This is a genomic window from Serratia sp. DFXYC6, from assembly GCF_057196085.1.
Genome location: NZ_JBXUNV010000001.1, coordinates 2105421 through 2130456, shown reverse-complemented (window position 1 = coordinate 2130456; position 25036 = coordinate 2105421). Strand labels below are relative to the sequence as shown.

At 59.3% G+C, this 25036-nt stretch carries 27 protein-coding genes; 13 read left to right on the top strand and 14 right to left on the bottom strand.

Features of this window, described 5'->3' with window-relative positions; genetic code table 11:
• Positions 1–55: 55 nt before the first annotated feature.
• A complete protein-coding gene (locus AC2CGQ_RS10505) occupies positions 56–559 on the top strand; it encodes a YlaC family protein (protein WP_015377412.1) in 504 nt (167 codons plus the stop codon).
• 69 nt (positions 560–628) lie between these two features.
• The gene (locus tag AC2CGQ_RS10500) at positions 629–760 is read left to right on the top strand and encodes a hypothetical protein (RefSeq protein ID WP_015377413.1); all 132 of its coding nucleotides are present in this window, start codon (positions 629–631) and stop codon (positions 758–760) included.
• A gap of 62 nt (positions 761–822) precedes the next feature.
• On the opposite strand, the gene AC2CGQ_RS10495 is transcribed toward AC2CGQ_RS10500, so the two are convergent.
• The 4 genes from AC2CGQ_RS10495 to mdoC all read right to left on the bottom strand — a co-directional run bounded on the left by AC2CGQ_RS10495 (position 823) and on the right by mdoC (position 4853).
• Positions 823–951 carry a hypothetical protein gene (locus AC2CGQ_RS10495; RefSeq protein WP_016928228.1) on the bottom strand — a complete coding sequence of 43 codons (129 nt, stop codon included), beginning with the start codon at positions 949–951 and terminating at the stop codon, positions 823–825.
• Positions 952–1191: 240 nt separating this feature from the next.
• Positions 1192–2913 carry a potassium/proton antiporter gene (locus tag AC2CGQ_RS10490; protein ID WP_099982627.1) on the bottom strand — a complete coding sequence of 574 codons (1722 nt, stop codon included), beginning with the start codon at positions 2911–2913 and terminating at the stop codon, positions 1192–1194.
• A 282-nt stretch (positions 2914–3195) separates the two neighbouring features.
• Complete coding sequence (locus AC2CGQ_RS10485) at positions 3196–3420, bottom strand: hypothetical protein (RefSeq protein ID WP_033633376.1); 225 nt, start codon at positions 3418–3420, stop codon at positions 3196–3198.
• Between the two features lie 302 nt (positions 3421–3722).
• Positions 3723–4853 carry a glucans biosynthesis protein MdoC gene (gene mdoC, locus AC2CGQ_RS10480; RefSeq protein WP_033633375.1) on the bottom strand — a complete coding sequence of 377 codons (1131 nt, stop codon included), beginning with the start codon at positions 4851–4853 and terminating at the stop codon, positions 3723–3725.
• Positions 4854–5112: 259 nt separating this feature from the next.
• Between mdoC and mdoG the strand changes: the two genes are divergently transcribed.
• The 3 genes from mdoG (at position 5113) to AC2CGQ_RS10465 (ending at position 9641) form a co-directional block, all read left to right on the top strand.
• Positions 5113–6681, top strand: a complete 1569-nt coding sequence (gene mdoG, locus AC2CGQ_RS10475; protein ID WP_004927882.1) for a glucans biosynthesis protein MdoG — start codon at positions 5113–5115, stop codon at positions 6679–6681.
• Entirely contained in the window at positions 6674–9232 is a 2559-nt protein-coding gene (mdoH, locus tag AC2CGQ_RS10470) for a glucans biosynthesis glucosyltransferase MdoH (protein ID WP_015377416.1), read from the top strand. The genes mdoG and mdoH overlap by 8 nt, the downstream gene beginning before the upstream one ends.
• A gap of 163 nt (positions 9233–9395) precedes the next feature.
• Positions 9396–9641 carry a YceK/YidQ family lipoprotein gene (locus AC2CGQ_RS10465; protein ID WP_004927875.1) on the top strand — a complete coding sequence of 82 codons (246 nt, stop codon included), beginning with the start codon at positions 9396–9398 and terminating at the stop codon, positions 9639–9641.
• 6 nt (positions 9642–9647) lie between these two features.
• Here AC2CGQ_RS10465 and AC2CGQ_RS10460 read toward each other — a convergent pair whose 3' ends face one another.
• Together AC2CGQ_RS10460 and AC2CGQ_RS10455 are read right to left on the bottom strand one after the other, a co-directional pair.
• Entirely contained in the window at positions 9648–10193 is a 546-nt protein-coding gene (locus tag AC2CGQ_RS10460) for a GNAT family N-acetyltransferase (protein ID WP_415423628.1), read from the bottom strand.
• Positions 10194–10226: 33 nt separating this feature from the next.
• Positions 10227–10604 carry a MysB family protein gene (locus tag AC2CGQ_RS10455; protein ID WP_004927872.1) on the bottom strand — a complete coding sequence of 126 codons (378 nt, stop codon included), beginning with the start codon at positions 10602–10604 and terminating at the stop codon, positions 10227–10229.
• A 210-nt stretch (positions 10605–10814) separates the two neighbouring features.
• Between AC2CGQ_RS10455 and leuA the strand changes: the two genes are divergently transcribed.
• Entirely contained in the window at positions 10815–12503 is a 1689-nt protein-coding gene (gene leuA, locus AC2CGQ_RS10450; protein ID WP_484593657.1) for a 2-isopropylmalate synthase, read from the top strand.
• Here leuA and AC2CGQ_RS10445 read toward each other — a convergent pair.
• Positions 12454–13254, bottom strand: a complete 801-nt coding sequence (locus tag AC2CGQ_RS10445) for an AraC family transcriptional regulator (protein WP_484593656.1) — start codon at positions 13252–13254, stop codon at positions 12454–12456. The genes leuA and AC2CGQ_RS10445 overlap by 50 nt on opposite strands.
• A gap of 135 nt (positions 13255–13389) precedes the next feature.
• On the opposite strand from AC2CGQ_RS10445, the gene AC2CGQ_RS10440 reads away from it, so the two are divergent.
• The 4 genes from AC2CGQ_RS10440 to AC2CGQ_RS10425 are packed head-to-tail and all read left to right on the top strand — an operon-like array spanning position 13390 to position 14951.
• Positions 13390–13707, top strand: coding sequence for an ArsR/SmtB family transcription factor (locus AC2CGQ_RS10440; RefSeq protein WP_004927863.1), 318 nt, complete (start codon positions 13390–13392; stop codon positions 13705–13707).
• Complete coding sequence (locus AC2CGQ_RS10435; protein WP_484593655.1) at positions 13697–14131, top strand: YeeE/YedE family protein; 435 nt, start codon at positions 13697–13699, stop codon at positions 14129–14131. The genes AC2CGQ_RS10440 and AC2CGQ_RS10435 overlap by 11 nt, the downstream gene beginning before the upstream one ends.
• Before the next feature lie 2 nt (positions 14132–14133).
• Entirely contained in the window at positions 14134–14562 is a 429-nt protein-coding gene (locus AC2CGQ_RS10430) for a DUF6691 family protein (protein WP_484593654.1), read from the top strand.
• Complete coding sequence (locus AC2CGQ_RS10425; protein ID WP_350981709.1) at positions 14553–14951, top strand: VOC family protein; 399 nt, start codon at positions 14553–14555, stop codon at positions 14949–14951. The genes AC2CGQ_RS10430 and AC2CGQ_RS10425 overlap by 10 nt, the downstream gene beginning before the upstream one ends.
• A gap of 49 nt (positions 14952–15000) precedes the next feature.
• Here the strand turns inward: AC2CGQ_RS10425 and AC2CGQ_RS10420 are convergent, their stop codons facing one another.
• The 4 genes from AC2CGQ_RS10420 to AC2CGQ_RS10405 form a co-directional block, all read right to left on the bottom strand.
• A complete protein-coding gene (locus AC2CGQ_RS10420) occupies positions 15001–16554 on the bottom strand; it encodes a peptide MFS transporter (RefSeq protein WP_484593653.1) in 1554 nt (517 codons plus the stop codon).
• 475 nt (positions 16555–17029) lie between these two features.
• A complete protein-coding gene (gene mdtG / locus AC2CGQ_RS10415; protein ID WP_004927846.1) occupies positions 17030–18268 on the bottom strand; it encodes a multidrug efflux MFS transporter MdtG in 1239 nt (412 codons plus the stop codon).
• 199 nt (positions 18269–18467) lie between these two features.
• Positions 18468–18752: a YciI family protein gene (locus AC2CGQ_RS10410; protein WP_004927842.1), complete on the bottom strand. Its 285-nt coding sequence runs from the start codon at positions 18750–18752 to the stop codon at positions 18468–18470.
• A 101-nt stretch (positions 18753–18853) separates the two neighbouring features.
• On the bottom strand, positions 18854–19774 hold the full coding sequence (locus AC2CGQ_RS10405; RefSeq protein WP_015377426.1) for a Kdo(2)-lipid IV(A) acyltransferase: 921 nt from the start codon (positions 19772–19774) through the stop codon (positions 18854–18856).
• 261 nt (positions 19775–20035) lie between these two features.
• Between AC2CGQ_RS10405 and AC2CGQ_RS10400 the strand changes: the two genes are divergently transcribed.
• Positions 20036–20194, top strand: coding sequence for a hypothetical protein (locus AC2CGQ_RS10400; protein WP_015377427.1), 159 nt, complete (start codon positions 20036–20038; stop codon positions 20192–20194).
• Between the two features lie 118 nt (positions 20195–20312).
• A complete protein-coding gene (gene trhO, locus AC2CGQ_RS10395; protein WP_015377428.1) occupies positions 20313–21380 on the top strand; it encodes an oxygen-dependent tRNA uridine(34) hydroxylase TrhO in 1068 nt (355 codons plus the stop codon).
• Between the two features lie 43 nt (positions 21381–21423).
• Here the strand turns inward: trhO and AC2CGQ_RS10390 are convergent, their stop codons facing one another.
• The gene (locus AC2CGQ_RS10390) at positions 21424–22002 is read right to left on the bottom strand and encodes a YceI family protein (RefSeq protein WP_015377429.1); all 579 of its coding nucleotides are present in this window, start codon (positions 22000–22002) and stop codon (positions 21424–21426) included.
• A 23-nt stretch (positions 22003–22025) separates the two neighbouring features.
• Entirely contained in the window at positions 22026–22580 is a 555-nt protein-coding gene (locus AC2CGQ_RS10385) for a cytochrome b (RefSeq protein ID WP_044031485.1), read from the bottom strand.
• Positions 22581–23022: 442 nt separating this feature from the next.
• Here AC2CGQ_RS10385 and AC2CGQ_RS10380 point away from each other — a divergent pair, with 442 nt between their 5' ends.
• Positions 23023–24081: an AI-2E family transporter gene (locus AC2CGQ_RS10380; protein WP_021504908.1), complete on the top strand. Its 1059-nt coding sequence runs from the start codon at positions 23023–23025 to the stop codon at positions 24079–24081.
• Here the strand turns inward: AC2CGQ_RS10380 and AC2CGQ_RS10375 are convergent.
• Positions 24029–25033, bottom strand: a complete 1005-nt coding sequence (locus tag AC2CGQ_RS10375; protein ID WP_484593652.1) for a zinc-dependent alcohol dehydrogenase family protein — start codon at positions 25031–25033, stop codon at positions 24029–24031. The two genes, AC2CGQ_RS10380 and AC2CGQ_RS10375, sit on opposite strands and share 53 nt — an antisense overlap.
• Positions 25034–25036: the final 3 nt, after the last annotated feature.

The window sequence follows — 25036 nt, the reverse complement described above, 5'->3', positions numbered from 1 at the left end:
TACTTTTAGCGGTGAGATTTGATGGCAATGCTGTTTCCAGCATAAGGTTGTAACGATGGACGCGATTAAAAGCATCTTGGTTAAAGAGATTGAACAGATCAATCGGCGCGAGGGGCGCGACGGCAAGCCGCGTTTCAACAGCGAATTCGCCCGCACTCACCGCTATTTGTGCCTTGCCATGTTCGCCGGTTACTTCGCGGTGATCGCCGTGATGTATCAGGTGCCGTATATGGGGATGTATGCCTTCCTGGGCTTCACCGCTTTCGTGCTGTTCATGTTCGCCATGCTGCTGATCGAGATCCGGCCGGTGTATCGTTTCGAGGACATCGGGGTGCTGGATTTGCGGGTTTGCTACAACGGCGAATGGTACTTCACCCGCGCGCTGTCGCCTTATGCGGTGCAGCAGCTGCTGGATGAGCCGTCCATCGGCGCCGCGCTGAAACAGAAGATGCGAATCATCATCGGCAACAAGGGCGAAATCGATTTCTACGACGTGTACGACATGGCCTACGGAAAAAAGCCGCAGGATGAACCGTCTCAGCTGGCGGCGGCGAACTGAAAGGTTTCCGGCCGGCGGCTTGTCGATTATACTCAGCGTTTGAACGCGAAGCAGAATGAGGACCAAGCGATGAGTGATGATATTTTCGATTTTGATATCGATGCCGAACTGGCGAAAGCCGAAGAAAAAGCGGCGCAGAAGGTAAAAGAGGTCCCCGAGTTCCTCGAAGACGAAGCGGACTGCGAAGGTTGCAAGATCTGATTGCCTGCCCCATAAAAAAAACCGCCGCGGCGGTTTTTTTTATGTCTGAGCGTCGCGCGGCGTCAATCCAGCACGAATCCCCAGATCAGGAACGCCGCCACCAGAATCAGGCAAAGCGCGGACACCGTCACCAGTATTTTCCCCAGAATGTCTTTTTCTTGTTCCTGCTGCGTCACGTTGAAATTATCCAATTAAAAGTCTATGGACCAAACCGGCGATGCCGAGATCGAGCGCCGCTACGCCCAGCGCCATGATCACTATCACCGAAAGAAATCGAGTCTTGCCGTTCACTTCCCTAGTCCCTATCGGCGCCGTTATATCAAAGGGATATAATTTGGCGGCGCCGTACTGCATACATCGTGATAGAGATTAAGAGCGTTCTTAAGGCCAGAAGTTCCCTCATCTGGTAGGCCGGCGCCTGAGCGGCAGCGTTAGTCGGTCACGATCCGCACGCCTATCTTGCTGACTTGATTGCCGTCCATTTCGGCGATGGTCCAGGTCAGACCGTCCCATTCCACCTGGTCGCCGATCACCGGTTCACCGCCGATCAGCTGAATGACGAACTGCCCCAGCGTCTGCTGCTCGTCGACGTCGTCTTGCAGATTGAGACCATAAACCTGCGAGATGTCGCTTAAACGGGCGTCGGATTGCAGGATAAAGTCGCCGAAGAAGCGTTCGTCGAGCGTCACGGCCGGCGCCTGGCTGAACAGCTTGCCGAGGATCGGCAGATCGTGCTCATGGCCGATGACGCACAGAATATCGTTCTCCCGCAGCCGGGTACTGCCGCTAGGATGGAGCAGCTCTTTGCCACGGAACAGGGCGGCGATGCGGGTATTGGGCGGCATTTTCAGCTCACGCAGCGCCGCGCCGACGCACCAGTTTTCCGCCGAAAGCTGATACACGAACTGTTCCCACTGGTTCTCCGGGTGCACGTCCAGCCCAACGCGGGAGATCGGCGTCAGCGCCGGCGGCACGATCACCTTGGCTTTTTTGGCGGCGAACGACAGTGTGGTGCCCTGCAGCAGCAGGGAGACCAGCACCACGAAGAACGCCACGTTGAAGAACAGCTGGGCGTTGGGCAGCCCGGCCATCATCGGGAACACCGCCAGGATCACCGGCACCGCGCCGCGCAGGCCGACCCAGGAAATAAAGCCGCGCTCGCGCAGGGTAAAGCTGCGGAACGGCAGCAGGCCGATAAACACCGACAGCGGGCGGGCGAACAGGATCATCCACAGCGACAGCAGCAGGGCAGGGATGGCGATCGGCAGCAGCTCGTGCGGGTTAAGCAGCAGCCCGAGCACCAGGAACATGCCGATCTGGCTGAGCCAGGCGAGGCCATCGAAGGTTTGTACGATGCCGTGACGGTTGCGGATCGGCCGGTTGCCCAGCAGCAGGCCGCACAGATACACCGCCAGAATGCCGCTGCCGTCCAGCGCGGTGGTCAGCGCGAAAATAAGAATACCGCCGCTTACCGCCAGCAGCGGATAGAGGCCGTCCGCCAGTTTGATGTGGTTGATCAGCGTCAGGAGCAGCCAGCCGCCGCCCAGACCGAAGACGATGCCCATGCCGAACTGCTGCATCAGATGCAGCGGGAAGGTCCAGCTCAGTGCGGTTTCCCCGGCGGCGATCATCGCAATCAGCGTGATGGTGAGAAACACCGCCATCGGATCGTTGCTGCCGGATTCGATCTCCAGCGTGGCGCTGACGCGTTCGTTCAAACCTTTGCCCCCCAAAAGAGAGAAGACCGCGGCGGCGTCGGTGGAACCGATGATGGCGCCGATCAGCAGCCCCTGCAGCAGATCGAGATTGAACAGCCAGGCGGCGGCCATGCCGGTCAGGCCGGCGGTGATCACTACGCCGACGGTGGCGAGAGAGAGTGCCGGCCACAGGGCGACGCGGAAAGAGCTGACCCGGGTACGCATGCCGCCGTCGAGCAGGATCACCGCCAACGCGAGGTTGCTGACCAGATAAGCGGCCGGGTAATTGCTGAAGACGATGCCGCCGGGGCCATCGACGCCGGCCAGCATGCCGATCGCCAGGAAGATCACCAGGATCGGAATGCCGAGCCGGGAAGAAAATGAGCTGAGCAGAATGCTTGCCCCCACCAGCACGGCACCGATGACGAACAAACTGTTAATGGTGCTGGCATCCAAAATATCGCTCTCCTGAGGCTGGGGGATAGGGGCACTGCGCTGGTGTCGATGATAACGTGTTTAGTGGGTAAAACGCCAAGGCTGATTGCGAAAACAACCGATCAATTATTGCCCTTTGGTGCGATTAACCGAATAAAGTGAGGGGAAGAGGGAGAATGCTGTCTTTTATCCAACATTATCAGGCTGCTGTATTTCGGTTTTGGCAACAATGCCGGGTTTGCACGGTGGGAAAAACCATTAAGCCCGCGCCGGCAGGCTTAATGGTTTGCAGGCGCGGTAGGATTAATGATCGAGCGATTCCAGCGCCCGTTTGATCAGCTCGGTGGCCAGCTTGCTTTCTGCTTCAGAAATGCCGTCGAGATTGAAGTTGGAAAGCTCAGCGACCAAAACGCTGCGTTCTTTGCCGCTGATCGAAGCGTCCAGCGCGGACAGCAACCTGCCGAGGATCTTCAGCAGGGTGGCGTTTTCCGCTACGGCTTCTTGAGCCGGGGTGTTCTTATCGGTCATTCAAAATCCTCTCTGTCGTGACGGAAGGGAGATGCAGCTAACGCCATCGAATAAATTAAACGATCGCGCAGCCCTTCGGGGGTGCTGAGCCCAATCACTACCGTAAGGCAGGGATCCGGATTTCTACTTATGCATTGCAGTTATAACGGCTAGGTTATCTATGCAGCCGTATCACTTTGCCCGAACGGGCGACGCCAGGCTGAGCAATGCGTGCTCTGCATGCAAACGACCAGTATAGGCTTTTTACGCGGCGGCAATATGACAGAATCCCCCTGCAAACGGTCGGGTTTACAGGGGCAAGGTTATTGCGGTTTGCCGGAGAACAGGAAGCGCAGTGCCGGAATGCGCTTGTGCAGTTCATATAGCGCGAAGGCCAGGGAGAACACAAACAGCAGGCCCAGCAAGAATCCCAACAGGTTGTTGCCGATATACGGCGTCACGAAAGCGCCATATATCAGGGTTAACGGATGGTGCACCAGATATATAAACAGCGAGGCGTTGACCAGATAGGTGATGCGCGGCGAGTGATAATTCAGCAGGTTATGCCCGAAAGAGAACACGACGTTGGTCATCAGGATCCCCATTAGGGTTTTGATCACCACTTCCAGCTCGAACATATAGCTGCTGTGCGCCAACAGCTTTTGGTTAAGCATATATGCGATAAACAGCAGCAGCGAACCGAGCAGTGCCAGCGGCGAGCGGCGCAGAAAAATCTCCTTAAGCCACACATACTTAAACGCATAGGCGCCGAGGAGGAAGAACGGCAGGTAGAACATCGTCTCCATCACCACGAAATTGAACAGGCCGTTGGATAATAGCTGCGGGGCGAAAATTAAAATAATGCGGTGCGCGGCCGAATAGCATACCGCATAAATAAAGAAATACAGTGAGATGTTTCCTAATCCACGCATTCTGTTTATTAGCGTTGGAATATGTTCACGGGTTTGACGCTTGATTTTACGGAACAGATAAAAACAGGCGCAGGTTAACAATGACAGCGTCAATAAGAACCACAGATGAGAAACCAATTCCCAAACTGTTACATTTATTTTCTGATAGAGAGAAAATTCATCCCAGCCGTTTAATTTGTCGGTGAAATATTTCAGCATGAAAAACTGCGGCACCGTGATCAGCGGGATGGAGCTCAACAGCGGGATCGCCACCCGCTCCAGCCTGACCTTCAGCCACTGGTGGCGCTCGTAGCGCTCGTAAAGCATGTAGGAGAAGTAGCCGGATATCACGAAGAACACCTGCATGCGGAAGGCGTGGATGAAGTCGTTCAGCACCGTGAGCGAGAAGGAGGGCGAAGCGCTGTTCACCGCCCAGGCGTGGCTGGAATAAATCAGGGAGAGGTGAAACGGAATGCCGAGCAACATCAAATAGGCTCTGATGGAGTCGAGGAAAAACTCGCGCTGTTTGCTGCCTTTAGTCATAGATTACCGCTGGTGATTTAATCGAGAGTTCATTAACACGCTTAATAAGTCGTCAAACGTTAAATTGTTATCCGGAACCCTACTATAGCCCCCCGCATTTTTCCATAGCGTCTTGTTGCGCGGCTTGCTACGCTGGTGTTCCATCAGCTGCTTAAACAATGAGCCGTAAACATGAACCATCCATTTATCATGTTGTCGGAAAGCTGAGTAATCCATTAATATGGATTTAAATGCTTTGAGCACACGAATAGGGGGGGATGTGCTAGTTAATATATTATCCGGACAACCACGCGCCGCGAGCGTTCGTTGGTTAGGTGCGACCGTATTGTTCACGCTGTTCAGTTCGCCGGCTTGGGCCTTTTCTATTGATGATGTCGCCAAGCAGGCGCAGGATCTGGCGGCGAAAGGTTTCGAAGCCCCGAAGAGCAACCTTCCTTCTCAGTTCCGCGAGATGAAGTTCGCAGACTATCAGCAAATTCAGTTCAATCACGATAAAGCCTATTGGAGCAAGCTGAAAACCCCTTTCAAGCTTGAGTTTTATCATCAGGGGATGTACTTCGATACGCCGGTGAAAATCAACGAAGTCACCTCCACCAGCGTAAAACAGATCAAGTACAGCCCGGATTACTTCAACTTCGGTTCGGTCAAACACGACCCTGAATCGGTGAAAAACCTCGGCTTTGCCGGTTTTAAGGTGCTTTATCCGATCAACAGCGCCGACAAAAACGATGAGATCATGAGCCTGCTGGGCGCGAGCTATTTCCGCGTGGTGGGTAAAGGACAGGTTTACGGGCTTTCCGCTCGCGGCCTGGCTATCGACACCGCTTTGCCGTCCGGCGAAGAGTTCCCGCGTTTCCGCGAATTCTGGGTTGAGCGTCCGAAGCAGGGCGACAAGCACCTGGTGATTTATGCGTTGCTGGATTCCCCGCGCGCCACCGGCGCTTACCGTTTCACGGTGATCCCGGGCCGCGACACCACCGTGGACGTCGAGTCTAAAGTGTTCCTGCGCGACAAGGTGGGCAAACTGGGCCTGGCGCCGCTGACCAGCATGTACCTGTTCGGGCCGAACCAGCCGTCGCCGACGCTGAACTACCGCCCGGCGTTGCACGATTCCAACGGTCTGTCTATCCACGCCGGCAACGGCGAGTGGATCTGGCGTCCGCTGAACAATCCTAAACACCTGTCCGTCAGCACCTATACCGTCGAGAATCCGAAAGGCTTCGGTCTGCTGCAGCGCGGCCGCAACTTCAAGGATTACGAAGATCTGGACGATCGCTACGATCTGCGCCCGAGCGCCTGGATCGAACCGAAGGGCGACTGGGGCAAAGGCAAGGTCGAACTGGTGGAGATCCCGACGGCGGATGAAACCAACGACAACATCGTCGCGTTCTGGACGCCGGATACCTTGCCGGAAGCCAAAAAGCCGCTGACGCTGAGCTACCGTTTGAACTTCACCCGCGATGAAGACAAACTGCATTCGCAAGATATCGCCTATGTGGCCCGTACCATGCGTTCGACCGGCGACGTGAAGCAGTCCAACCTGATCCGCGAGCCAGACGGCAGCGTGGCCTTCCTGGTCGACTTCGTTGGCCCGGTGCTGAAAGGGCTGGACGCCAATACCCCGGTCGCCTCTCAGATCAGCATCGGCGACAACGGTGAGATGGTAGAAAACAACGTCCGCTATAACCCAGTGACCAAAGGCTGGCGCCTGACGGTGCGTCTGAAAGTGAAAGACGACAAGAAGCCGGTAGAAATGCGTGCGGCGCTGGTCAATGGCGATAAGACTCTGTCGGAAACCTGGAGCTATCAGCTACCTGCCAATGAATAAGCCTACTCAACCCGCCCAGGATTATCTTGCGGCGCTGCCTCTGACCGCCGAGCGGTCGGAGGCGCTCAACCCTCAAACGGCGGATGGCGCTCAGGCACTGGAGGCGCTCCATCGGCAGATGGGCGCCGCCGACGCCAACGTTAATAGCCTGTCGGCGGATGACGTGGCGCTGGCCTCGGTCAAACCGCGTATCGAAAACGCCTGGCCGGATGCGGTCAGCGATGACGACTTCGATACCGACGCCGAAGGGCGCGCCATTCTGAAGGCGACGCCGCCGATCAAACGCACCACCATGTTCCCGGAAGCCTGGCGCACCAACCCGGTGGCGCGCTTCTGGGATTCTCTGCTGGGGCGGTCGCCGCACAATCGGCACGCCACCAAAGAGGAGGCCGAGGCCGAGAACCGCTGGCGTACCGTCGGCTCCATGCGCCGCTATGTGCTGCTGGTGCTGATGCTGGTGCAAACCGGCATCGCCACCTGGTACATGAAAACCATCTTGCCTTACCAGGGCTGGGCGCTGATCGATCCTATCGCCATGCTGGATCAGGATCTGATGCAGTCGGTGTTGCAACTGCTGCCGTATGTGCTGCAAACCGGCATTCTGATCCTGTTCGCCGTACTGTTCTGCTGGGTCTCGGCCGGTTTCTGGACCGCGCTGATGGGCTTCCTGCAACTGCTGATCGGCAAGGACAAATACAGCATTTCCTCCACCATCAAGGGCGATGAGCCGATCAACCCGGCGCACCGCACTGCGCTGATCATGCCGATCTGCAACGAAGACGTCGAACGCGTGTTCGCCGGCCTGCGTGCGACCTATGAGTCCGTCGCCGCGACCGGTCAACTGGAACACTTCGATATCTACGTGCTGAGCGACAGCTACGATCCGGACATCTGCGTGGCCGAGCAAAAAGCGTGGATGGAGCTGTGCCGCGATGTCGATGGCCACGGCCGCATCTTCTATCGCCGCCGCCGCCGCCGCGTCAAACGCAAGAGTGGCAACATTGACGACTTCTGCCGTCGCTGGGGCGGTGAGTACAGCTACATGGTGATCCTGGATGCCGACAGCGTGATGAGCGGCGAATGCCTCACCGGGCTGGTGCGCCTGATGGAAGCCAACCCGAACGCCGGCATCATCCAGTCGGCGCCGAAGGCGTCCGGCATGGATACCCTGTATGCGCGCGTGCAGCAGTTCGCCACCCGCGTTTACGGGCCGTTGTTCACCGCTGGCCTGCATTTCTGGCAGCTGGGCGAGTCGCACTACTGGGGGCACAACGCCATCATCCGCGTGAAGCCGTTTATCGAGCACTGTGCGCTGGCGCCGCTGCCGGGCGAGGGCTCTTTCGCCGGGTCTATCCTGTCGCACGACTTCGTTGAAGCGGCGCTGATGCGCCGCGCCGGCTGGGGCGTGTGGATCGCTTACGATCTGCCGGGCAGTTATGAAGAGCTGCCGCCAAACCTGCTGGACGAGCTGAAGCGCGACCGTCGCTGGTGTCACGGCAACCTGATGAACTTCCGCCTGTTCCTGGTGAAAGGCATGCACCCGGTGCACCGCGCGGTGTTCCTTACCGGTGTCATGTCCTACCTGTCGGCGCCGCTGTGGTTTATGTTCCTGGCGCTCTCCACCGCATTGCAGGTGGTGCATACGCTGATGGAGCCGCAATACTTCCTGCAGCCACGGCAGCTGTTCCCGGTCTGGCCGCAGTGGCGGCCCGAGCTGGCTATAGCGCTGTTCTCCACCACGCTGGTGCTGCTGTTCCTGCCGAAGTTGCTCAGTATTGTGCTGATCTGGGCCAAGGGCGCGAAAGAATACGGCGGGGCGTTCCGTCTGTTCATTTCGATGCTGATGGAAATGCTGTTCTCGGTGCTGCTGGCGCCGGTGCGCATGCTGTTCCATACCGTGTTCGTGGTGAGCGCCTTCCTCGGTTGGGAAGTGGTGTGGAATTCGCCGCAGCGTGACGATGATGATACGCCGTGGGGCGAAGCGTTCCGCCGCCATGGCTCGCAGATGTTGCTGGGCCTGGTGTGGGCCGGCGGCATGGCGTGGCTGGATCTGCGCTTTCTGTGGTGGTTGGCGCCGATCGTGTTCTCGCTGATCCTGTCGCCGTTTGTGTCGGTGTTGTCGAGCCGCGCAACGCTGGGCATGAAAAGCAAACGCGCCAAGCTGTTCCTGATCCCGGAAGAGTACAATCCGCCGCGTGAGCTGTTGGCGACGGAAGAATATCTGCATCTCAACCGCAACCGCGCGCTGACCAACGGCTTTATGCATGCGGTGGTCAATCCATCCTTCAACGCGCTGGCGACGGCGTTGGCGACGGCGCGTCACCATCTGCGCGCGACGCTCGATCGCAATCGTGAGGAGCGGGTGAACGAAGCGCTACAGTTAGGGCCTGAGAAGCTGGTGAAGGGCAAACGTCTGGAGCTGCTGAGCGATCCGGTCACGCTGGCTCGTTTGCATCAGCGCGTCTGGCTGTTGCCGGAAGGCGCCGCCTGGCGTGAGCATTATCAGCAGTTGCCGCACAACCCGCTGGCGCACCCTACGGGCCGGCGTTAATTGCTAATCGGCAACGCTCAGACGGGGAATGCGCATGGCGCATTCCCCGTTTTTTTTACCTTTTGCTTACGTGCGCCGGTACCGGTGGAGAAAGGGAACTGTGATAGACTGCGGCCGATGCGTTGTTCACTCGCGAAACAACCCCTTGCTCAGAGTCAATGTCGTGAAGCTCTCTTCCTATCTTCGGCTGGCCTGCGTGACGGCCGGTGTGATGACACTCACCGGCTGCGGCAGCATTATCAGCCGCACCGTGCCCGGTGCGGGGCATGGCCACCAGTACTATCCCGGCGTGCAGTGGGATCTGCGTGACACGCCCTGGCGCTACGTCACGGTGATAGATGTGCCGCTGTCGATGGTGGTGGACACCTTTATGCTGCCGTTCGATGCGCAACACGGCCCCTATGAATAAACCCGTTCAGCGGGTGGCGAACACCACCAGCTGATAGCCTTGCTGCCCGCAATGGAAAGGCGCCAGCGCCGTCATCCCCAACCCTTGCACGTGAGCGGCCAACGAATGCGGATTGTCATCGTCGATAAACAACGCGCCCACGTCATAGTCATGGCAGGTATGCGCTTTGACCGCGGCGTAGAGGCGCTTCAGCACGCCTTTGCCGCGCCAGGCGGCGGCGAGGCAGACCGGGCCGTAGAGAAACACCCGCTGCTCACTCAGCGGCCGTCCGGCGAAGGATTGCGTGGCGAGCGTCACCAGCATCGCCTCCACCACCGGCGGGCGCGGTTGCACGTCGGTGGGCATCAGGCAAACAAACCCCGCCAGTTGGTTCTCCTGTTCGGCCACCCATATGCCGATGCCGCGGTTGATCGCCGCCAGCTGCGCCTCATTCATGCGCGATACGATAAATCCCTGCCGTTTTTGGCGCTCGTCGAGCGCTTCCGGCACGTTTTCCCCCTGTAGCTGCAAAATGGCGGGGTAGTCGGTAGGGCGGGCCCGGCGAATAATCATGCGGCCTCCTTGGCGATGAAAGCGTGGTGCGGGTTAACGTTCATCCCACTCATCGGCTGCGGCCTGGCCTTCTTCGGTATCCAGCGGCGGTTCGAGCTGGAAGTCGCCTTCCTCCCATTCGTACAGGGTGTTTTCATCTATCCACTCGGCGGTAATTTCCACCTCGTCGTAGTCACCGTCGAAGATCGCCTGCGCCGCCGCACCGCTGCGCAGCGTCAGACATTCTACCGCCTCGCCTTCTTCTTCGAAGAACTCCGCCTGCCACATCGTGTCGCCATCCTGCATCACGTACTTTTGCAGATTGAACTGCTGGGGCACCGGCGGTTCGTCACCGCTGCCGCCTTCGGCGGTGTCGATAAACTCTTCGCGTGCGGCCTCGATGGCTTCTTCCAGGGTTGCATACAGGCTCATGTTCGCCTCCGTTGACAATGAGAGTAAAGCGTCCGGCGTGCTGCCGGCGCGGTGGGGGAAAACGTCAAAACTAATTGTTGTCTCACTGGCGCAGGATGCAAATTTTTTTGTTGTCCGCTTTGCGACGATGGTTGTCCGCAAAGCGGGAGAAGAGGAGGCGATGGCGGGAAATAATGACGCGATCGTTCACTCTGGCGTCAGGAGAAGCCCATGTTAATCGACCCTTCAAGCAAATACCGACCTTTCCCGCCGGTGGCGTTGCCGGACCGCCAATGGCCTGCGCGTACGCTGCGGCAGGCGCCGCGCTGGTGCTCCAGCGATCTGCGCGACGGCAACCAGGCGCTGGCGGAGCCGATGGATAACGCGCGCAAGCGCGAATTCTATCAATTGTTGTTGCAGTGTGGTTTCAAAGAGATCGAGGTGGCGTTCCCTTCGGCGTCGCAAACGGATTTTGACTTTGTACGCGCGCTGATCGACGAGCGGCTGATCCCGGACGACGTTACGATCCAGGTGCTGACGCAGTCACGTGACGATCTGATCGATCGCACCTTCGAGGCGCTGCAGGGGGCGCCGCGGGCTATCGTGCATCTGTATAACGCCACGGCGCCGATGTTTCGCGATATCGTGTTCCGCCAGGATAAGGCGGCGACCGTGGCGCTGGCGGTGAACGGCGCGCGGCGCATTCGCCGGCAGTGCGAGGCGCAGCCCGATACCGCCTGGTGCTTCGAATATTCGCCGGAAACCTTCTGTTTTACTGAGTTAGAGTTTGCGCTGGAGATCTGCGAAGCGGTGGCGGAGGTTTGGCAGCCGGGGCCGCAGCGGCCGATGGTCATCAACCTGCCGGCGACGGTGGAAGTGAGCACGCCCAACGTGTATGCCGATCAGATCGAATGGTTCTGCCGTCACTTCAGCCGTCGCGCCGATGTGGCGATCAGCGTGCATCCGCATAACGATCGCGGCACCGGCGTGGCCTGTGCGGAGCTGGCCTTGCTGGCCGGCGCCGATCGGGTCGAAGGCTGCCTGTTCGGCAACGGAGAGCGCACCGGCAACGTCGATCTGGTCACGCTGGCGTTGAATCTCTATACCCAGGGCGTGGCGCCGGGTCTCGACTTCAGCCGCCTGAAGCAGGTGGTGGAGATGGTGGAGCAGTGCAATCAGCTGCCGGTGCATCCTCGCCATCCTTATGCCGGTGAGTTGGTGTTTACCGCCTTCTCCGGTTCGCATCAGGATGCGATCAAGAAAGGTTTCGCCGCACAGCGGCAGCGGCAAGATGGCCGCTGGCAGGTGCCATACCTGCCGCTCGATCCCGCCGATGTCGGTTGCAGCTATGAGGCGGTGATCCGGGTCAACAGCCAGTCCGGCAAAAGCGGCGCCGCCTGGCTGTTGGAGCAGAATCATGGGCTGGCGTTGCCGCGTGGTTTGCAGATTGATTTCAGCCAGGTGGTGCAGCGCGCGACCGACGATAGCGGCAAAGAAATGAGCGGCGCGCAGCTGTGGCGCTTATTCCGCGATACTTACGGGCTGGTGGAGCAGCCGCGTTTGCAGCTGTTAAGCTACCAGACGGAAAGCCATGGGGTAGAGGCCTACAGCTTCAACGCGCGAGTTGCCTGCGAGGGAGAGCCGCTGCGCCTGCAGGGGGCCGGCAACGGTCTGCTGTCCAGCGCGGTGGATGCACTGCGTCAGCGCTTCGGCTTGCCGCTGGCGATCGAGGATTACCACGAGCATACGTTGGGGCATCAGAGCGATAGCCGAGCGGTGGCCTATATTCGCTGTACGCTGCCGCAAGGTGAGGCGACTTATGGCGTTGGCATCGACGTCGACTCCGCCAGCGCCTCGCTGCAGGCGCTGTTCAACGTCGCCGGGCGCTATCTGGCGCCAACGTCGGCGCAGTCCGGCTGAAATAGTCGCTGGGTGCTACTCCCAGCAGCCGGCGGAACATGGCGCTGAACGCGCTGGGGCTGTCATAGCCGAGATCCAGCGCCACTTCCAACACCGAGCGGCCGGTCGCCAGCGCGTTTAATGCCGCCAGCAAACGGGCGCGTCGCACCCAGTCGCTAAAATGTAGCCCGGTTTCTCGCAGGAAGCGTCGCGACAGGGTGCGTCCGCTGACGCTGAGATGAGCGGCAGCCTGTTCCAGCGTCCAGGGCTGCGCCAGCGTGGCCTGGATGTGGCGGCACAGGGCGAGCAACGAGGCTTCGCGAGGTTCCGGCAGGTGCAGCGGCAGGATCGGCAGCATTCGCAACTCATCCAGAATCAGTTCCATCACGCGCTCATCGCGCCCGCCGCTGGGGTAGCCGGGCGCAATCTCCATCGCACAGATAATCAACTCGCGCAGCAGCGGGGAAACCTGCACTACCTGGCATTGGGCCGGCAGATCGGCGCGCGCCAACGGATCGACGAACAACGTCCTGGCCGCCACCTGGCCGGTGATACGCAGGCTGTGCACCACTTTCGCCGGCACCCAGACGCCGCGGCCGGGCGGCACCACCCAGCTGCCGAGCCGGGTCGTGACCTGCACCACGCCGCTCAGGCTGTGGATCAGCTGCGCGCAGTTATGGTAGTGGTCCGGCTCGCTGTCGCCGTGGCGATAATCCCTGGCTAATGGCTGGACAGGCCGAGCGGGCGGCAGAACGTCGTGAAAAAACAGCATCGTAAGCAGGCTCCGCGCGGCAAAAGGGGGAGGACAGCATGCCATGCGTCGCTGTTTCACACCAGTCTGTGGCGCGGCACGGTAAAATGGTTTATAAAATTATATTATATGATTTTATAAACTGATGGAGAGGCAATGGATATTGATGCGATGCGCAAGGCGGCGGCGCAGGCCGGTGCGATGCTGCGTACCCTGGGCAACGAAGATCGGCTGCTGCTGCTGTGCCGGCTCAGTCAGGGCGAGATGGCGGTGAGCGAACTGGCGCAGGCGCTGGATATCCGCCAGCCGACGCTGTCCCAACAGCTTGGCGTGCTGCGCGAGGAGGGGTTGGTCTCCACCCGGCGAGCCGGCAAGCAGATTTACTATGCGGTGGCCGATGCCAAAGCGCTGGCGCTGCTCGCGACCCTGTATCAACTGTATTGCCCACAGCCGGAGAACCGCGATGACCATTGACTGGCAGCACTTCACGCCGTATTCCGCGTTGGCGGGCGGGGCCATTATCGGCGGCGCGGTAGCGCTGCTGCTGTTGTTCAACGGCCGGATCGCCGGTATCAGTGGCATTACCGGCGGTTTATTGAGCGCGGCCGGCCGGGAGCGGGGCTGGCGCGCCGCATTTATTGGCGGGTTGCTGCTCTCCCCGTGGCTATATGCTGCCGCTGCGACGTTGCCATCCGGTGAGATCTCGGTTGGCAACGGCTGGCTGGCGGCCGCAGGGCTGTTGGTGGGCTTGGGTACTCGATTGGGCAGCGGTTGCACCAGCGGGCACGGCGTGTGCGGTGTCGCGCGGTTGGCGCCGCGTTCACTGGCCGCCACGGCGTTGTTTATGCTGCTGGGCTTTATGACCGTGTGGCTGATGCGCCACACGTTGGGGGGGTGAAAATGCTTAAAACGCTGTTGGCGCTGCTGAGCGGCGTGATTTTCGGTCTGGGGTTAATTATTGCTGGCATGGCCAATCCGGCCAAGGTGTTGGCGTTTCTCGACGTTACCGGCCAGTGGGATCCCTCGTTGGCGCTGGTGATGGCTGGGGCAATCGCGGTGGCGACGCCGGCCTTCCTGTGGGCGCGGCGACGCGAGCGGAGCCTGTTGGGCGAGCCGCTGCAGATCCCGGCCGCCGGGCGTGTGGATCGCCGTTTACTGGCGGGCAGCGCGCTGTTCGGCATCGGCTGGGGCATCGCGGGGATTTGCCCTGGCCCCGCCTGGGTGTTGGCCGGGGCGGAGATAAGTCGGGTATGGCCGTTCCTGTTGGCGATGCTGGCGGGTATGGCGCTGTATGAAATTATCATGAGGCGGAGGCGTTCATGTCGATAGCCAAAGCGGTGTTGCGCATCGCGCGCCCGACAGATCGGTTGCAAGAGATTGCCGCGCTGTATTGCCGTGGGCTGGGGTTCGAAAGGCTGGGCGAGTTTGTCGATCATCTGGGCTTTGACGGCATGATGATCGGGCATCCGCAGCATGCTTACCATCTGGAGTTTACGCAGCATCGCGGGGTGCGGGTCGGGCAGGCGCCGACGCAGGATCACCTGCTGGTGTTTTATCTGCCGGATGAGAACGAATGGCGAGCCGCGTGTGAGCGTATGCGGGCGGCGGGGTTCTTGGCGGTCGCCGCCTATAACCCCTATTGGGAGCGGGCGGGGCAAACCTTTGAAGATCCTGATGGCTACCGGGTGGTATTGCAACACCAGGCCTGGCAGGCATAAAAAAACCGGCGCATCGAGCGCCGGTTTGCGAGATAAAACGGTTTATCCGTCAGGCGCTGGTCGCCGGCTTTTGTGCGCTCTTGGACTGGGTATTTTCCAGCATGCGGCGAATCGGCACGATCAGCACAATAAGCACGGCGGCGCAGATCAGCAACGCGACTGAGCAGCGGGCGAACAGATCCGGCAGCATATCCAGTTGGTCGGCCTTGACGTGACCGCCGATCAGACCGGCCGCCAGGTTGCCCAGCGCACTGGCGCAGAACCACAGCCCCATCATCTGACCGCGCATTCTCTCCGGCGCCAGCAGCGTCATGGTGGCCAGCCCGATCGGGCTCAGGCACAGCTCACCCAGCGTCAGCATCAGGATACTGCCCACCAGCCACATCGGCGATACGCCGGTGCCGCCGTTGCTCAGCACATTCTGCGCGGCCAACATCATCAGGCCGAAACCGCCGGCGGCGCACAGGATACCGATCACGAACTTGGTGATGCTGCTCGGACGCACGTTATTGCGTGCCAGCGCAGGCCAGGCCCAGCTGAACACCGGCGCCAGCAGGATGATGAACAGGGCGTTGATCGACTGGAACCACACCGCCGGGATCTCGAAGCCGCCAATCATGCGATTGGTGTAATCGTTGGCGAACAGGTTGAACGAGGTCGGTTTTTGCTCAAACGCCGACCAGAAGAACGCAGCGGAGATCAGCAGGATGAAGCACACCAGCAGGCGTGCGCGCTCTTCGCGGCTCAGGCCGGCAAAGGCGAACAGATAGATGAAGTACAGGGTGACCGACGCAGCGATCACGTACACCAGCACGCTGGCCACTTCGACCGGATTGATGACGATGGTGCCCTGAGCGATCAGCACGATGACGGCCACCAGGATGACCGCCAGCGCCAGCAACCAGGCGCCGACGCCTTTTTTCTTCGCTACCGGGCTGTTCCAGGTGGAGTCCAGGCCCACTTCGCGGTCATAGCGTTTCATCGCCGGGACGGCGAACACCCGGAAGATCACCAGCGCCACCAGCATCCCGATACCGCCGATGCCGAAGCCCCAGTGCCAACCGTGTGACTTGATCAGCCAACCGGAGATCAGCGGAGCGATGAACGAGCCGATGTTGATGCCCATGTAGAACAGCGAGAAACCGCCATCGCGGCGCGCATCGCCTTTTTTGTACAGCGTGCCGACCATCACCGAGATACAGGTCTTGAACAGGCCGGAACCGAGCACGATGAACATCAGGCCGATGAAGAACAGGTTGGTGCCCATCACCGCGGACAGGGCGATCGACAGGTGGCCGAGCGCGATCAGGATCGAACCGTACCAGACGGCCTTGCGTTGGCCGAGCCAGTTGTCCGCCAGCCAGCCGCCCGGCAGTGCCGCCAGGTACATGCTGCCGGCGAAGATGCCGACGATCGCCGAGGCGTTCTCGCGCGCGAGACCCAGACCGCCGTCGTACACGGTGGCGGCCATAAACAGGATCAGCAGCGGACGGATGCCGTAGAACGAGAAACGCTCCCACATTTCGGTGAAGAACAGAGAACCCAGCGGATAGGGATGGCCGAAGAAGGTCCGGCTTTCTGACTTATTGACAGAGGATTGCATAACGATTTCCCAATAAAAGGCGCTGCAAGGCTGCAGCCCGTACTGTGGTATGTATGTGTATTTAATAAAGGCGATCCGCCCAATGCGGAGTACCCGACAAACACCGTGGCTGCAACGCTGATAAACCGTGGAAAGCGTGCTGACCTTTTCTTCACTTGGCCGATGCTTCACATCTGGCGTGATATTATTTAACCATTTGATAACTGGTCGTTGGTTTTGTCTAGTACCTGTATCCCATTTTTTAGACGAAAAGTCGACAAGCATCTCCTTTTCTGGTTTTTATGTTGGTTGTGACAGGAATATGATTGACAGCGGGTTTTATGTGCTGAAAGTTATTTTTTTGTTGATAAACAAAACGTTGAGATAAAAAAGTTCTGGGTGGGACGAAAATTCGCCGGCCCGAAGGAGGCATTATTAAAAGTGGGGGAAATGCGCCGTTGATCCGGCAAATGGAGGAAGCTGGCGATAAATGCAGCTATTGTTCTTCCTGCAGCGTGTCTTCCCGCAAATAGCCCGGCCGCCGCCGCAGGCACCACCAGGAATAACCGGCGTTGAACAGCACCACTAAAGCGGTGACGGCGAAGACCGCGCGAAAACCGTAGCCGGCGGAGACCGCAGCGCCGAGCAGCGGACCGCTGACGTTGCCGACGTCGCGGAACGACTGGTTGTAGCTGAAGATTCGGCCGGCTACCTGATTAGTGCAGTTGTAAATCAACAGCGTCTGTACCGCCGGCAGCAGCGCGCCGTCGGCCGCCCCCAGCAGAAAACGCAGCACCCCAAGCTGCCACGGCGTTTGCACGAACGCCATCGGGATCAGCAGCAGCACCGAGACGATCAGCATAAACACCAGAATGCGCTCCGGGCCGATGCGATCGCCCAGCTTGCCCAACCGTGGGGCGCTCATCAAGGCCGCGACGCCGGGCACCGAGGCAATCAGCCCGCTGATAAACGCCAGGTTATGGGTGGCGCCGGCCAGATCGCGCACATACAGCGTCAGGATCGGCGCGATCGAGCCGGTGGCGATCTGGATGATCATGGTGGTCACGAACAGGCTGAGCACCAGCTTCGGGTTCTTCAGCGAGGCGAACACCTGTTTTGCGTGCAACATGTCGCGCTTTTGCACCGGGGTGAATTGCTCTTTGACATACAGCAGCGTCAGCACGAAACAGACGAACAGCACCGCGGCGGTAATATAAAACACCGGGCGCAGACCATAAAGGTCGGCCAGCAAACCGCCGATCAGCGGGCCGACCAGCGCGCCGCCGACGCCGCCGGTTGACAGGGTGCCCAGCGCCCAGCCGCTGCGGTTGCGCGGCACCTGGGTGGCGATCAGCGCGTTGGCGTTGGGGATGAACCCGCCGAGCAGCCCCAGCACCGCGCGCAGCGCGAGAAACTGCCAGACCGTTTGCGCCATGCCCATCAGCACCATGACGATCGCCATGCCCAGGGCGGAGCGCAGCAGCATCAGTTTACGGCCGCGTCGGTCGGCCAGGGCGCCCCAGAACGGCGCGGCGATAGCGGAAAACAGGAAGGTGATGCTGAACAGCAGACCGGACCACATGTTGAGCGCCTGATGGCCGGTAACGCCCAGCGTCTCTACGTACAGCGGAAGAAACGGCATCACCAGGCTGAAGGCGGCGCCGGTGAGAAAACACCCGACCCAGGCGACGAAAAGGTTGCGTTTCCAGTTAACGGGTTCTGCTGCCGAAGCCATAAATGTCCACTGTAGAAGGGTGACGCGCTTTGCCGGCGGCATGATGAAGGGGCAAAACGTGAAAGTTAGCCTGATAAGTATGCGCCGCCTGCGTGGCAACGGCAAACCAGAGGACGGAAATAGGGCGAAAAATGAAATAAAGTTTTAAAAATGGCGTTTAAACCTTATTCCGCGCTTAGCGCGCGGAATTTACAGCGTTTTATAAGCCGGCCAGCGCCTCGAAACCGGCGGCGGTGGTGGTCGCGCTAAAGTCGATGACCTCGTAGTGGGCCACGGCGTTGAATGGATCTTCGGCCAGGATGGCGTCCAGCTGCGCACGCTCAATGCCCTTGGCCAGGATAACGCCGCCGGTGCGGGGATTCTTGCGGCCGGAAGCGACGAAGGTGCCGTCCTGAAAATATTTCTTAAGCCAGGCGATGTGCCCGTCAAGGTGGCTGTCGACGTCGGCGATCGGGCGATGGTAGGTCAGGCTGACAATGTACATAGCGGCTCCTGGGGTGTCGGCAAAGGCATTACCATCCCACCCTCGCCGGCGATTCTCAAGAGGCACGCAATAAAAAACCCGCCGACGGCGGGTTGGTTTTATCAGTAAAGCGAAGGCTCGCCTTCCGGACGGGTCTTGAAGCGGCGATGCAGCCACATGTATTGGTCCGGCGCCATCAGGATCTCTTTTTCCACCACTTTATTCATGAAGGCGGCGGCGTCGAGTTCATTATCCAGCGGGAAGTTTTCCACCGCCGGCTGCATGATCAGCTCATACCCTTTGCCGTCCGGCAGGCGACGCGGGGTGAACGGAATGATCGCCGGTTTACCCATTCGCACCAGCACATAGCTGCCGGTGGTGGTGGCGGCTTTGTCCACGGCGAACAGCGGCACGAAAACGCTGCTGCGCGGGCCGTAGTCGTGATCCGGCGCATACCAGATGATATCGCCCTGTTTCAGGGCACGGATCATGCCTTTGACGTCCTTGCGATCCAGCATCGACTTGTTGGAACGCATGCGTCCCCAGGTTTGCAGCCAGTCCATCAGCTTGTTGTCGTGCGGGCGGTAAACGCCGATGCCCGGGTTGTGAATGCCGAAGATGCGCGCGCCCAGCTCCAGCGTCAAAAAGTGCAGGCCAATCAGCAGCACGCCCTGCTGGTTGTCGCGCGCTTTTTGGATATGCTCCAGGCCGCTGACCTTGAACCAGCGCTCGATGCGCCAGTTGGGCCAGAACCACGCCATGCCGGTTTCAAACAGCCCCATGCCGACCGATTCGAAATTCTTTACCACCAGCGCATCGCGTTCGGCCTGCGGCATGTCGGGAAAACAGAGCTCGAGGTTGCGTTGGGCGATAGCGACGCGCCGCTTGAGAAAGCGCATGGAAAATCGCCCAATCGAGGTGCCGAGCCAGTAGATGACGGGGTAAGGCAGCAACACCAGCAGATACAGCAAGCCGATGCCGACCCAGGTCAGCCAGTAGCGCGGGTGCAATAAGGAGCGATTGAAAGTAGGAACTTGAGTCATGGGTTCTCTGTTTGAATACGGTTGTTTAAGTGTAATGACAGCGTCATCGCACGGTCTGGCAGCCGGGTGAACTCGGCGGCAAGGTTCGTTTCTGCCGTTTGTTTGCGACTATTGTGGCATTTTTCTGGCGATCCGGGAAAACACAACGCATTAAAATCCCTTTTGGGGCGTTAAATATGCATCGAATGCCGAATTTTTCCACAATCTTTCCTGCCAAAGATAATGGCGATATTATTGTCGGTAATTATTTAGAGGGTAAATATGTTGGCATCATGGATCAGTGCGGGGCTGCTGGTGTTGGGTGCGGCGGTCGGCAGCGTCGGCGCACATCTGCAGATGAACGCGATATTGGCGCTGGCCGGCGTAATGATGGCGCTCGGTATGGTGGCCTCCGCGTTTACCGAAGGCGGCGGGCGCTGAACGGGGCGCTGCGCCAGGGCTGCGCGGCGGTGGTTTTTCGGGTATGATGTGCGCCGCGCGTGGGCCTGCTGGCTGCGCGCGGTAATCAGTCACCTCCCGAAAGACAGGAAAGTACACCATGCCAGTGTTACATAACCGAATTTCTAATGAGGAACTGAAGGCGCGCATGCTGGCGGAAACCGAGCCGCGCACCACAGTTTCTTTTTACAAATACTTCTCCATCGACGATCCCAAGGCGTTTCGCGACAGCCTGTACGTTCAGTTTGAAAAACTGAAGGTGTTTGGCCGCATCTACGTGGCGAAAGAGGGCATCAACGCGCAGATCAGCGTGCCTCAGCATAACTTCGACGCGTTCAAAGCCGCGCTGTTCGCCTCGCACCCGGCGCTGGATCAGGTACGCCTGAATATCGCGCTCGAAGACGACGGCAAATCCTTCTGGGTGCTGCGCCTCAAGGTGCGTGAGCGTATCGTGGCCGACGGCATCGATGACGAAAGTTTCGATCCGAGCAACGTCGGCGAGTATCTGCAGGCCGAGCGCGTCAATCAGATGATCGACGATCCGAATACGGTATTTGTCGATATGCGCAACCACTATGAGTACGAAGTCGGCCACTTCGAAAACGCCATCGAGGTGCCGTCGGATACCTTCCGCGATCAGTTGCCGATGGCGGTGGAGATGCTGCAGGACAGCAAAGACAAGAATATCGTCATGTACTGTACCGGCGGCATTCGCTGTGAAAAAGCCAGCGCCTATATGCTGCACAACGGTTTTAAAAACATCTACCACGTGGAAGGCGGGATCATCGAATACACCCGCAAAGCGAAAGAACAGGGGTTGCCGCTGAAGTTTATCGGCAAAAACTTCGTGTTCGATGAGCGCATGGGCGAGCGCATCTCCGACGATGTGATCGCCAACTGCCACCAGTGCGGAGCGCCGTGCGACACTCATACCAACTGCAAGAACGACGGCTGCCATCTGCTGTTCATTCAGTGCCCGAGCTGCGCCGCCAAGTTTGAAGGATGCTGCAGCGAGATTTGCCGCGAAGAGCTGAAGCTGCCGCGCGAAGAGCAGCGCGCGCGCCGTGCCGGCCGTGAAAATGGCGTCAAGATCTTCAATAAGTCGAAAGGCTTGCTGCAGACCACGATGCACATTCCGGCACCGGAAGAAGAAGGCCCAGCCCGCTGAGCCTGAGGAAATGAGAAGCCCGGCCGCCAAGCCGGGCTTTTTTTTATTTCTCGCGCACGCCTTCTACGGAGATGATCAGCTCAACGTCTTGCGACGCCGGGCCCAGATCGGTGGTGATGCCGAAATCTTTCAGCTTGATCTTGCCGTTGGCTTCAAAGCCGGCGCGGTAGCCGCCCCACGGATCGTTGCCCTGGCCAATCAGTTTGGCGTCCAGCGTAACCGGTTTGGTGACGCCGTTCAGCGTCAGGTTGCCGACCACCGCATAACCGTCGCCGTTTTTCTTCACTTCGGTGGATTCAAACTTGGCCTGCTTGTTCTTCTCCACGTTGAGGAATTCGGCGCTGCGCAGGTGCTTGTCGCGCTCGGCATGGTTGGTGTCGACGCTGGCGGTATTGATGGTCACGTTGACCTTGTCCTTCGAAGGATCTTTTTCGTCGAAGGTGAAGCCGCCGTCGAAGTCTTTAAAGCTGCCGTACAGCCAGCTGTAGCCCAGATGCTGGATGCGGAACTCGATAAAGGCGTGCTGGCCCTGTTTGTCGATCTTGTAGTCCGCCGCCAGTGCGGAACCGGCGCTCAGCAGCAGGGCGCCTGCGGTCAGGCCCAATACGGTCTTTTTCAACATAGCAATCTCCATAAATCCAAAGGTTAATCGGCGCTGCTACCCAGCATCCGTTTCAAAGTGACATCACGATCGATAAAGTGATGTTTAAGCGCGGCCAGCCCGTGCAGTACCGAGAGCACTACCACGGCCCAGGCCAGGTAAAGGTGTATGGCGCCGGCGGTGTCGGCCTGTTCCGCCATGCCGGTCACGGTGGCGGGCACGTTGAACCAGCCGAATACGCTGATCGGTTGGCCGTCGGCGGTGGAGATCAGATAGCCGCTGATCAGAATGCCGAACAGCACGGCGTACAGCGCCAGATGCGCGAGGATGGCGCTGACGCGAGTGAGGCGGCCATAGCTGGCCAGCGGCTTGGGTGGCGGTGAGACAAAGCGCCAGATCACGCGGATCACCATCACGATGAACAGCAGCGTGCCGATGCTTTTGTGGATCTCCGGCGCCTGGTGGTACCAGACGTCGTAATAGCCCAGCGTGACCATCCACAGGCCGAGCGCGAACATGCCGTACACCGTCAACGCCACCAGCCAGTGGATCAACACTGACACATGGCCGAAACGATCGGCGGTATTTTTCCAGAGCATCCTGTTTCCTTCGATTACCGATTGGCTGGCTGCAATAATTAAACTTTAGGAAACATAAAATCAATAATAAATTTAACTATGTTACTTCTTAGAAATATTAGTCAGTGAATTTGTTTGAGATGTTCGTGAACCTTCAGATAAATCGTTGAAGATGATATTGTTTCTCTCGCCCGGTGATTGTGCTAGTTGTTGAAAATTAGGCTTATTATCTATTAATGTCAGCTTTTGTCATTTTACGTAAACCTCGCGTGAGTTGCCCGGTGAGATTATTTGTTGGCAAAGGTTATGCCTATTTTTTGCGGCGCAGAGCAGGGCGGAAAGATTAACGTTGTCGAACGGTTTCGCTAAATCCCCTGCGGTGCAGCGGCGGATTTTGCTACCATTAGCGCCAAGAGACGGCCCCATGAGGCCGGTTAACCCAGTGAAATAACAAGGAAACGTCATGGGCCGAACCCGCGTGACCGACAGCAGCCTGCGTCTGGCCGTCCTGCTGGCGATGTTGGTGATCATTTTGGCCGGGGTGAAAGCCGCCGCCGACATCGTGGTGCCGTTTTTGCTGGCGGTATTTCTCGCTATGGTGTTGAACCCGCTGGTGGCGATGCTGGAACGCAAGCGGGTGCCGCGTATCGTCGGGGTGACGCTGCTGCTGACGGCGGTGATCGTGGTCGTGATGCTGTTTATCGGCATGCTGGGTGCTTCGCTGAACGAATTCGCCCGCTCGCTGCCGCAGTACCGCGGCATGATGATCGAGAAGCTGCGCGAGCTGCAGCATTACGCCGATCGCTTCAATATCAGCCTCTCCAGCGAAGCGATGCTGCAGTATGTCGATCCCAGCGCGGCGATGAATCTGGTCACCCGCATGCTGGGGCACCTGTCTGGCGCCATGACCAACGTCTTCCTGCTGCTGATGACCGTGGTGTTTATGCTGTTCGAAGTGCAGCTGCTGCCTTACAAGCTGCAGCAGGCGCTGGATAAGCCGAACGAGGGGCTCGCCGCGATGCGGCGGGCGCTGGACGGCGTGACGCGCTATCTGGTGATTAAAACCATCATCAGCCTGGCCACCGGGGTGATCGTCTGGATCTTCCTGGCGGCGGTCGGCGTGCGTTTTGCCTTTATCTGGGGGCTGCTGGCGTTTCTGCTCAACTATATTCCCAATATCGGCTCGGTGTTGGCCGCCATTCCGCCGCTGATTCAGGCGCTGTTGTTCAACGGGCTGGGTGATGCGCTGGTGGTGGCGGGCGGCTTTATCGCTGTCAACATGGTGATCGGCAATATCCTCGAACCGCGGGTGATGGGGCGCGGGCTGGGGCTGTCGACGCTGGTGGTGTTCCTGTCGCTGATCTTCTGGGGCTGGCTGCTCGGCCCGGTGGGCATGTTGCTGTCGGTGCCGCTGACGATCGTGGCGCGCATCGCGCTGGAGACCACCGAGGGCGGCTATCGGCTGGCGGTTATCCTGGGGGACGGCCGCCCGCCGCGCCAGCCTCCGGCGGCGCCGGAGTGAGGAAGATTTTTCCGCTCACGCCAGGTTGTGCGGCATGCTGCAGCGCCGCTGCGTACTGATGCAAAGGATAAATCGCGGCGGGTGGGCGCAGCGCCAGCTGGCCGCGCCGCAGCAGCTGGAACAACTGATAAAACGCCATCTGCCATTGCGCCGGCGCCGCCTGTGCGTTCCATTTGCGCAGGTGGAACAGCGAAGCGCGCAGCTTTAACTCGTCCACCACGCGCCGCCAGTCTACCTGGCGGCCGCTCAGCAGGCCCAGCGCCACAAAATCGCCGCCGGAGCGCACCGCCCGCGCCAATTGCAATCCGTCTTCTCCACCGATGCAGTCGATGGCCGCACGGGCGCCAAAATTCGTCATTTCCACCAGCTGCGGCGCTTCGATAACGCGCCAGGCGCCGGCGGCCAGTAAAGCCTGGCGATGAGCGACGTTGCGCACCACGACCGCCAGACGAATGCCGCGCAGCGCCGTCAGCTGCGCCAGCAGCAGGCTGACAGCGGAGCCGCCGCCGTTGAGCAGCAGTACGTCGCCGGCGTTGAGCGGCAGCCATTGCGTCAACAGCACCCAGCAGGTGAGCGGGTTGATATAGATTTGCGCTGCGCAGGCGTCGTCGATGTCGTCCGGCACCCAGACCACTCGATCTTCAGGCAGCGTGACGAAGGTTTGCCAACTGCCGTTACCCGCTACCGCCAGCGCGCGTCGGCCCGTTGAATGCCCATTCTGCGGATTGACGATGATGCCTACGCCTTCATATCCCGGCACCTGCGGCAGGGCGGTGCGGTGCGCGTATTGGCCGTGGATCGGGATCAGATCGGAAGGGTTGATCGGGGCATAGCGCATCTGCAATAACCGCTGCCCGGGGCGCAGCAGCGGTCTGCTCATCTGCTGCAATTCCAGCACCTGGGTGGGATCGCCGAAGCGGCTGAAGCTCAATCGGGGAAATAACGGCGGCATGGC

What these genes read in the sequence shown, in the direction of transcription:
- AC2CGQ_RS10505 (WP_015377412.1), top strand. Translation starts at nt 56, where the DNA reads ATGGACGCGATTAAAAGCATCTTGGTTAAAGAGATTGAACAGATCAAT.
- AC2CGQ_RS10500 (WP_015377413.1), top strand. Translation starts at nt 629, where the DNA reads ATGAGTGATGATATTTTCGATTTTGATATCGATGCCGAACTGGCGAAA.
- AC2CGQ_RS10485 (WP_033633376.1), bottom strand. Translation starts at nt 3,420, where the DNA reads ATGACCGATAAGAACACCCCGGCTCAAGAAGCCGTAGCGGAAAACGCC.
- mdoC (WP_033633375.1), bottom strand. Translation starts at nt 4,853, where the DNA reads ATGACTAAAGGCAGCAAACAGCGCGAGTTTTTCCTCGACTCCATCAGA.
- mdoH (WP_015377416.1), top strand. Translation starts at nt 6,674, where the DNA reads ATGAATAAGCCTACTCAACCCGCCCAGGATTATCTTGCGGCGCTGCCT.
- AC2CGQ_RS10460 (WP_415423628.1), bottom strand. Translation starts at nt 10,193, where the DNA reads ATGATTATTCGCCGGGCCCGCCCTACCGACTACCCCGCCATTTTGCAG.
- AC2CGQ_RS10455 (WP_004927872.1), bottom strand. Translation starts at nt 10,604, where the DNA reads ATGAGCCTGTATGCAACCCTGGAAGAAGCCATCGAGGCCGCACGCGAA.
- leuA (WP_484593657.1), top strand. Translation starts at nt 10,815, where the DNA reads ATGTTAATCGACCCTTCAAGCAAATACCGACCTTTCCCGCCGGTGGCG.
- AC2CGQ_RS10445 (WP_484593656.1), bottom strand. Translation starts at nt 13,254, where the DNA reads ATGCTGTTTTTTCACGACGTTCTGCCGCCCGCTCGGCCTGTCCAGCCA.
- AC2CGQ_RS10440 (WP_004927863.1), top strand. Translation starts at nt 13,390, where the DNA reads ATGGATATTGATGCGATGCGCAAGGCGGCGGCGCAGGCCGGTGCGATG.
- AC2CGQ_RS10435 (WP_484593655.1), top strand. Translation starts at nt 13,697, where the DNA reads ATGACCATTGACTGGCAGCACTTCACGCCGTATTCCGCGTTGGCGGGC.
- AC2CGQ_RS10430 (WP_484593654.1), top strand. Translation starts at nt 14,134, where the DNA reads ATGCTTAAAACGCTGTTGGCGCTGCTGAGCGGCGTGATTTTCGGTCTG.
- AC2CGQ_RS10425 (WP_350981709.1), top strand. Translation starts at nt 14,553, where the DNA reads ATGTCGATAGCCAAAGCGGTGTTGCGCATCGCGCGCCCGACAGATCGG.
- AC2CGQ_RS10420 (WP_484593653.1), bottom strand. Translation starts at nt 16,554, where the DNA reads ATGCAATCCTCTGTCAATAAGTCAGAAAGCCGGACCTTCTTCGGCCAT.
- mdtG (WP_004927846.1), bottom strand. Translation starts at nt 18,268, where the DNA reads ATGGCTTCGGCAGCAGAACCCGTTAACTGGAAACGCAACCTTTTCGTC.
- AC2CGQ_RS10410 (WP_004927842.1), bottom strand. Translation starts at nt 18,752, where the DNA reads ATGTACATTGTCAGCCTGACCTACCATCGCCCGATCGCCGACGTCGAC.
- AC2CGQ_RS10405 (WP_015377426.1), bottom strand. Translation starts at nt 19,774, where the DNA reads ATGACTCAAGTTCCTACTTTCAATCGCTCCTTATTGCACCCGCGCTAC.
- AC2CGQ_RS10400 (WP_015377427.1), top strand. Translation starts at nt 20,036, where the DNA reads ATGTTGGCATCATGGATCAGTGCGGGGCTGCTGGTGTTGGGTGCGGCG.
- trhO (WP_015377428.1), top strand. Translation starts at nt 20,313, where the DNA reads ATGCCAGTGTTACATAACCGAATTTCTAATGAGGAACTGAAGGCGCGC.
- AC2CGQ_RS10390 (WP_015377429.1), bottom strand. Translation starts at nt 22,002, where the DNA reads ATGTTGAAAAAGACCGTATTGGGCCTGACCGCAGGCGCCCTGCTGCTG.
- AC2CGQ_RS10385 (WP_044031485.1), bottom strand. Translation starts at nt 22,580, where the DNA reads ATGCTCTGGAAAAATACCGCCGATCGTTTCGGCCATGTGTCAGTGTTG.
- AC2CGQ_RS10380 (WP_021504908.1), top strand. Translation starts at nt 23,023, where the DNA reads ATGGGCCGAACCCGCGTGACCGACAGCAGCCTGCGTCTGGCCGTCCTG.
- AC2CGQ_RS10375 (WP_484593652.1), bottom strand. Translation starts at nt 25,033, where the DNA reads ATGCCGCCGTTATTTCCCCGATTGAGCTTCAGCCGCTTCGGCGATCCC.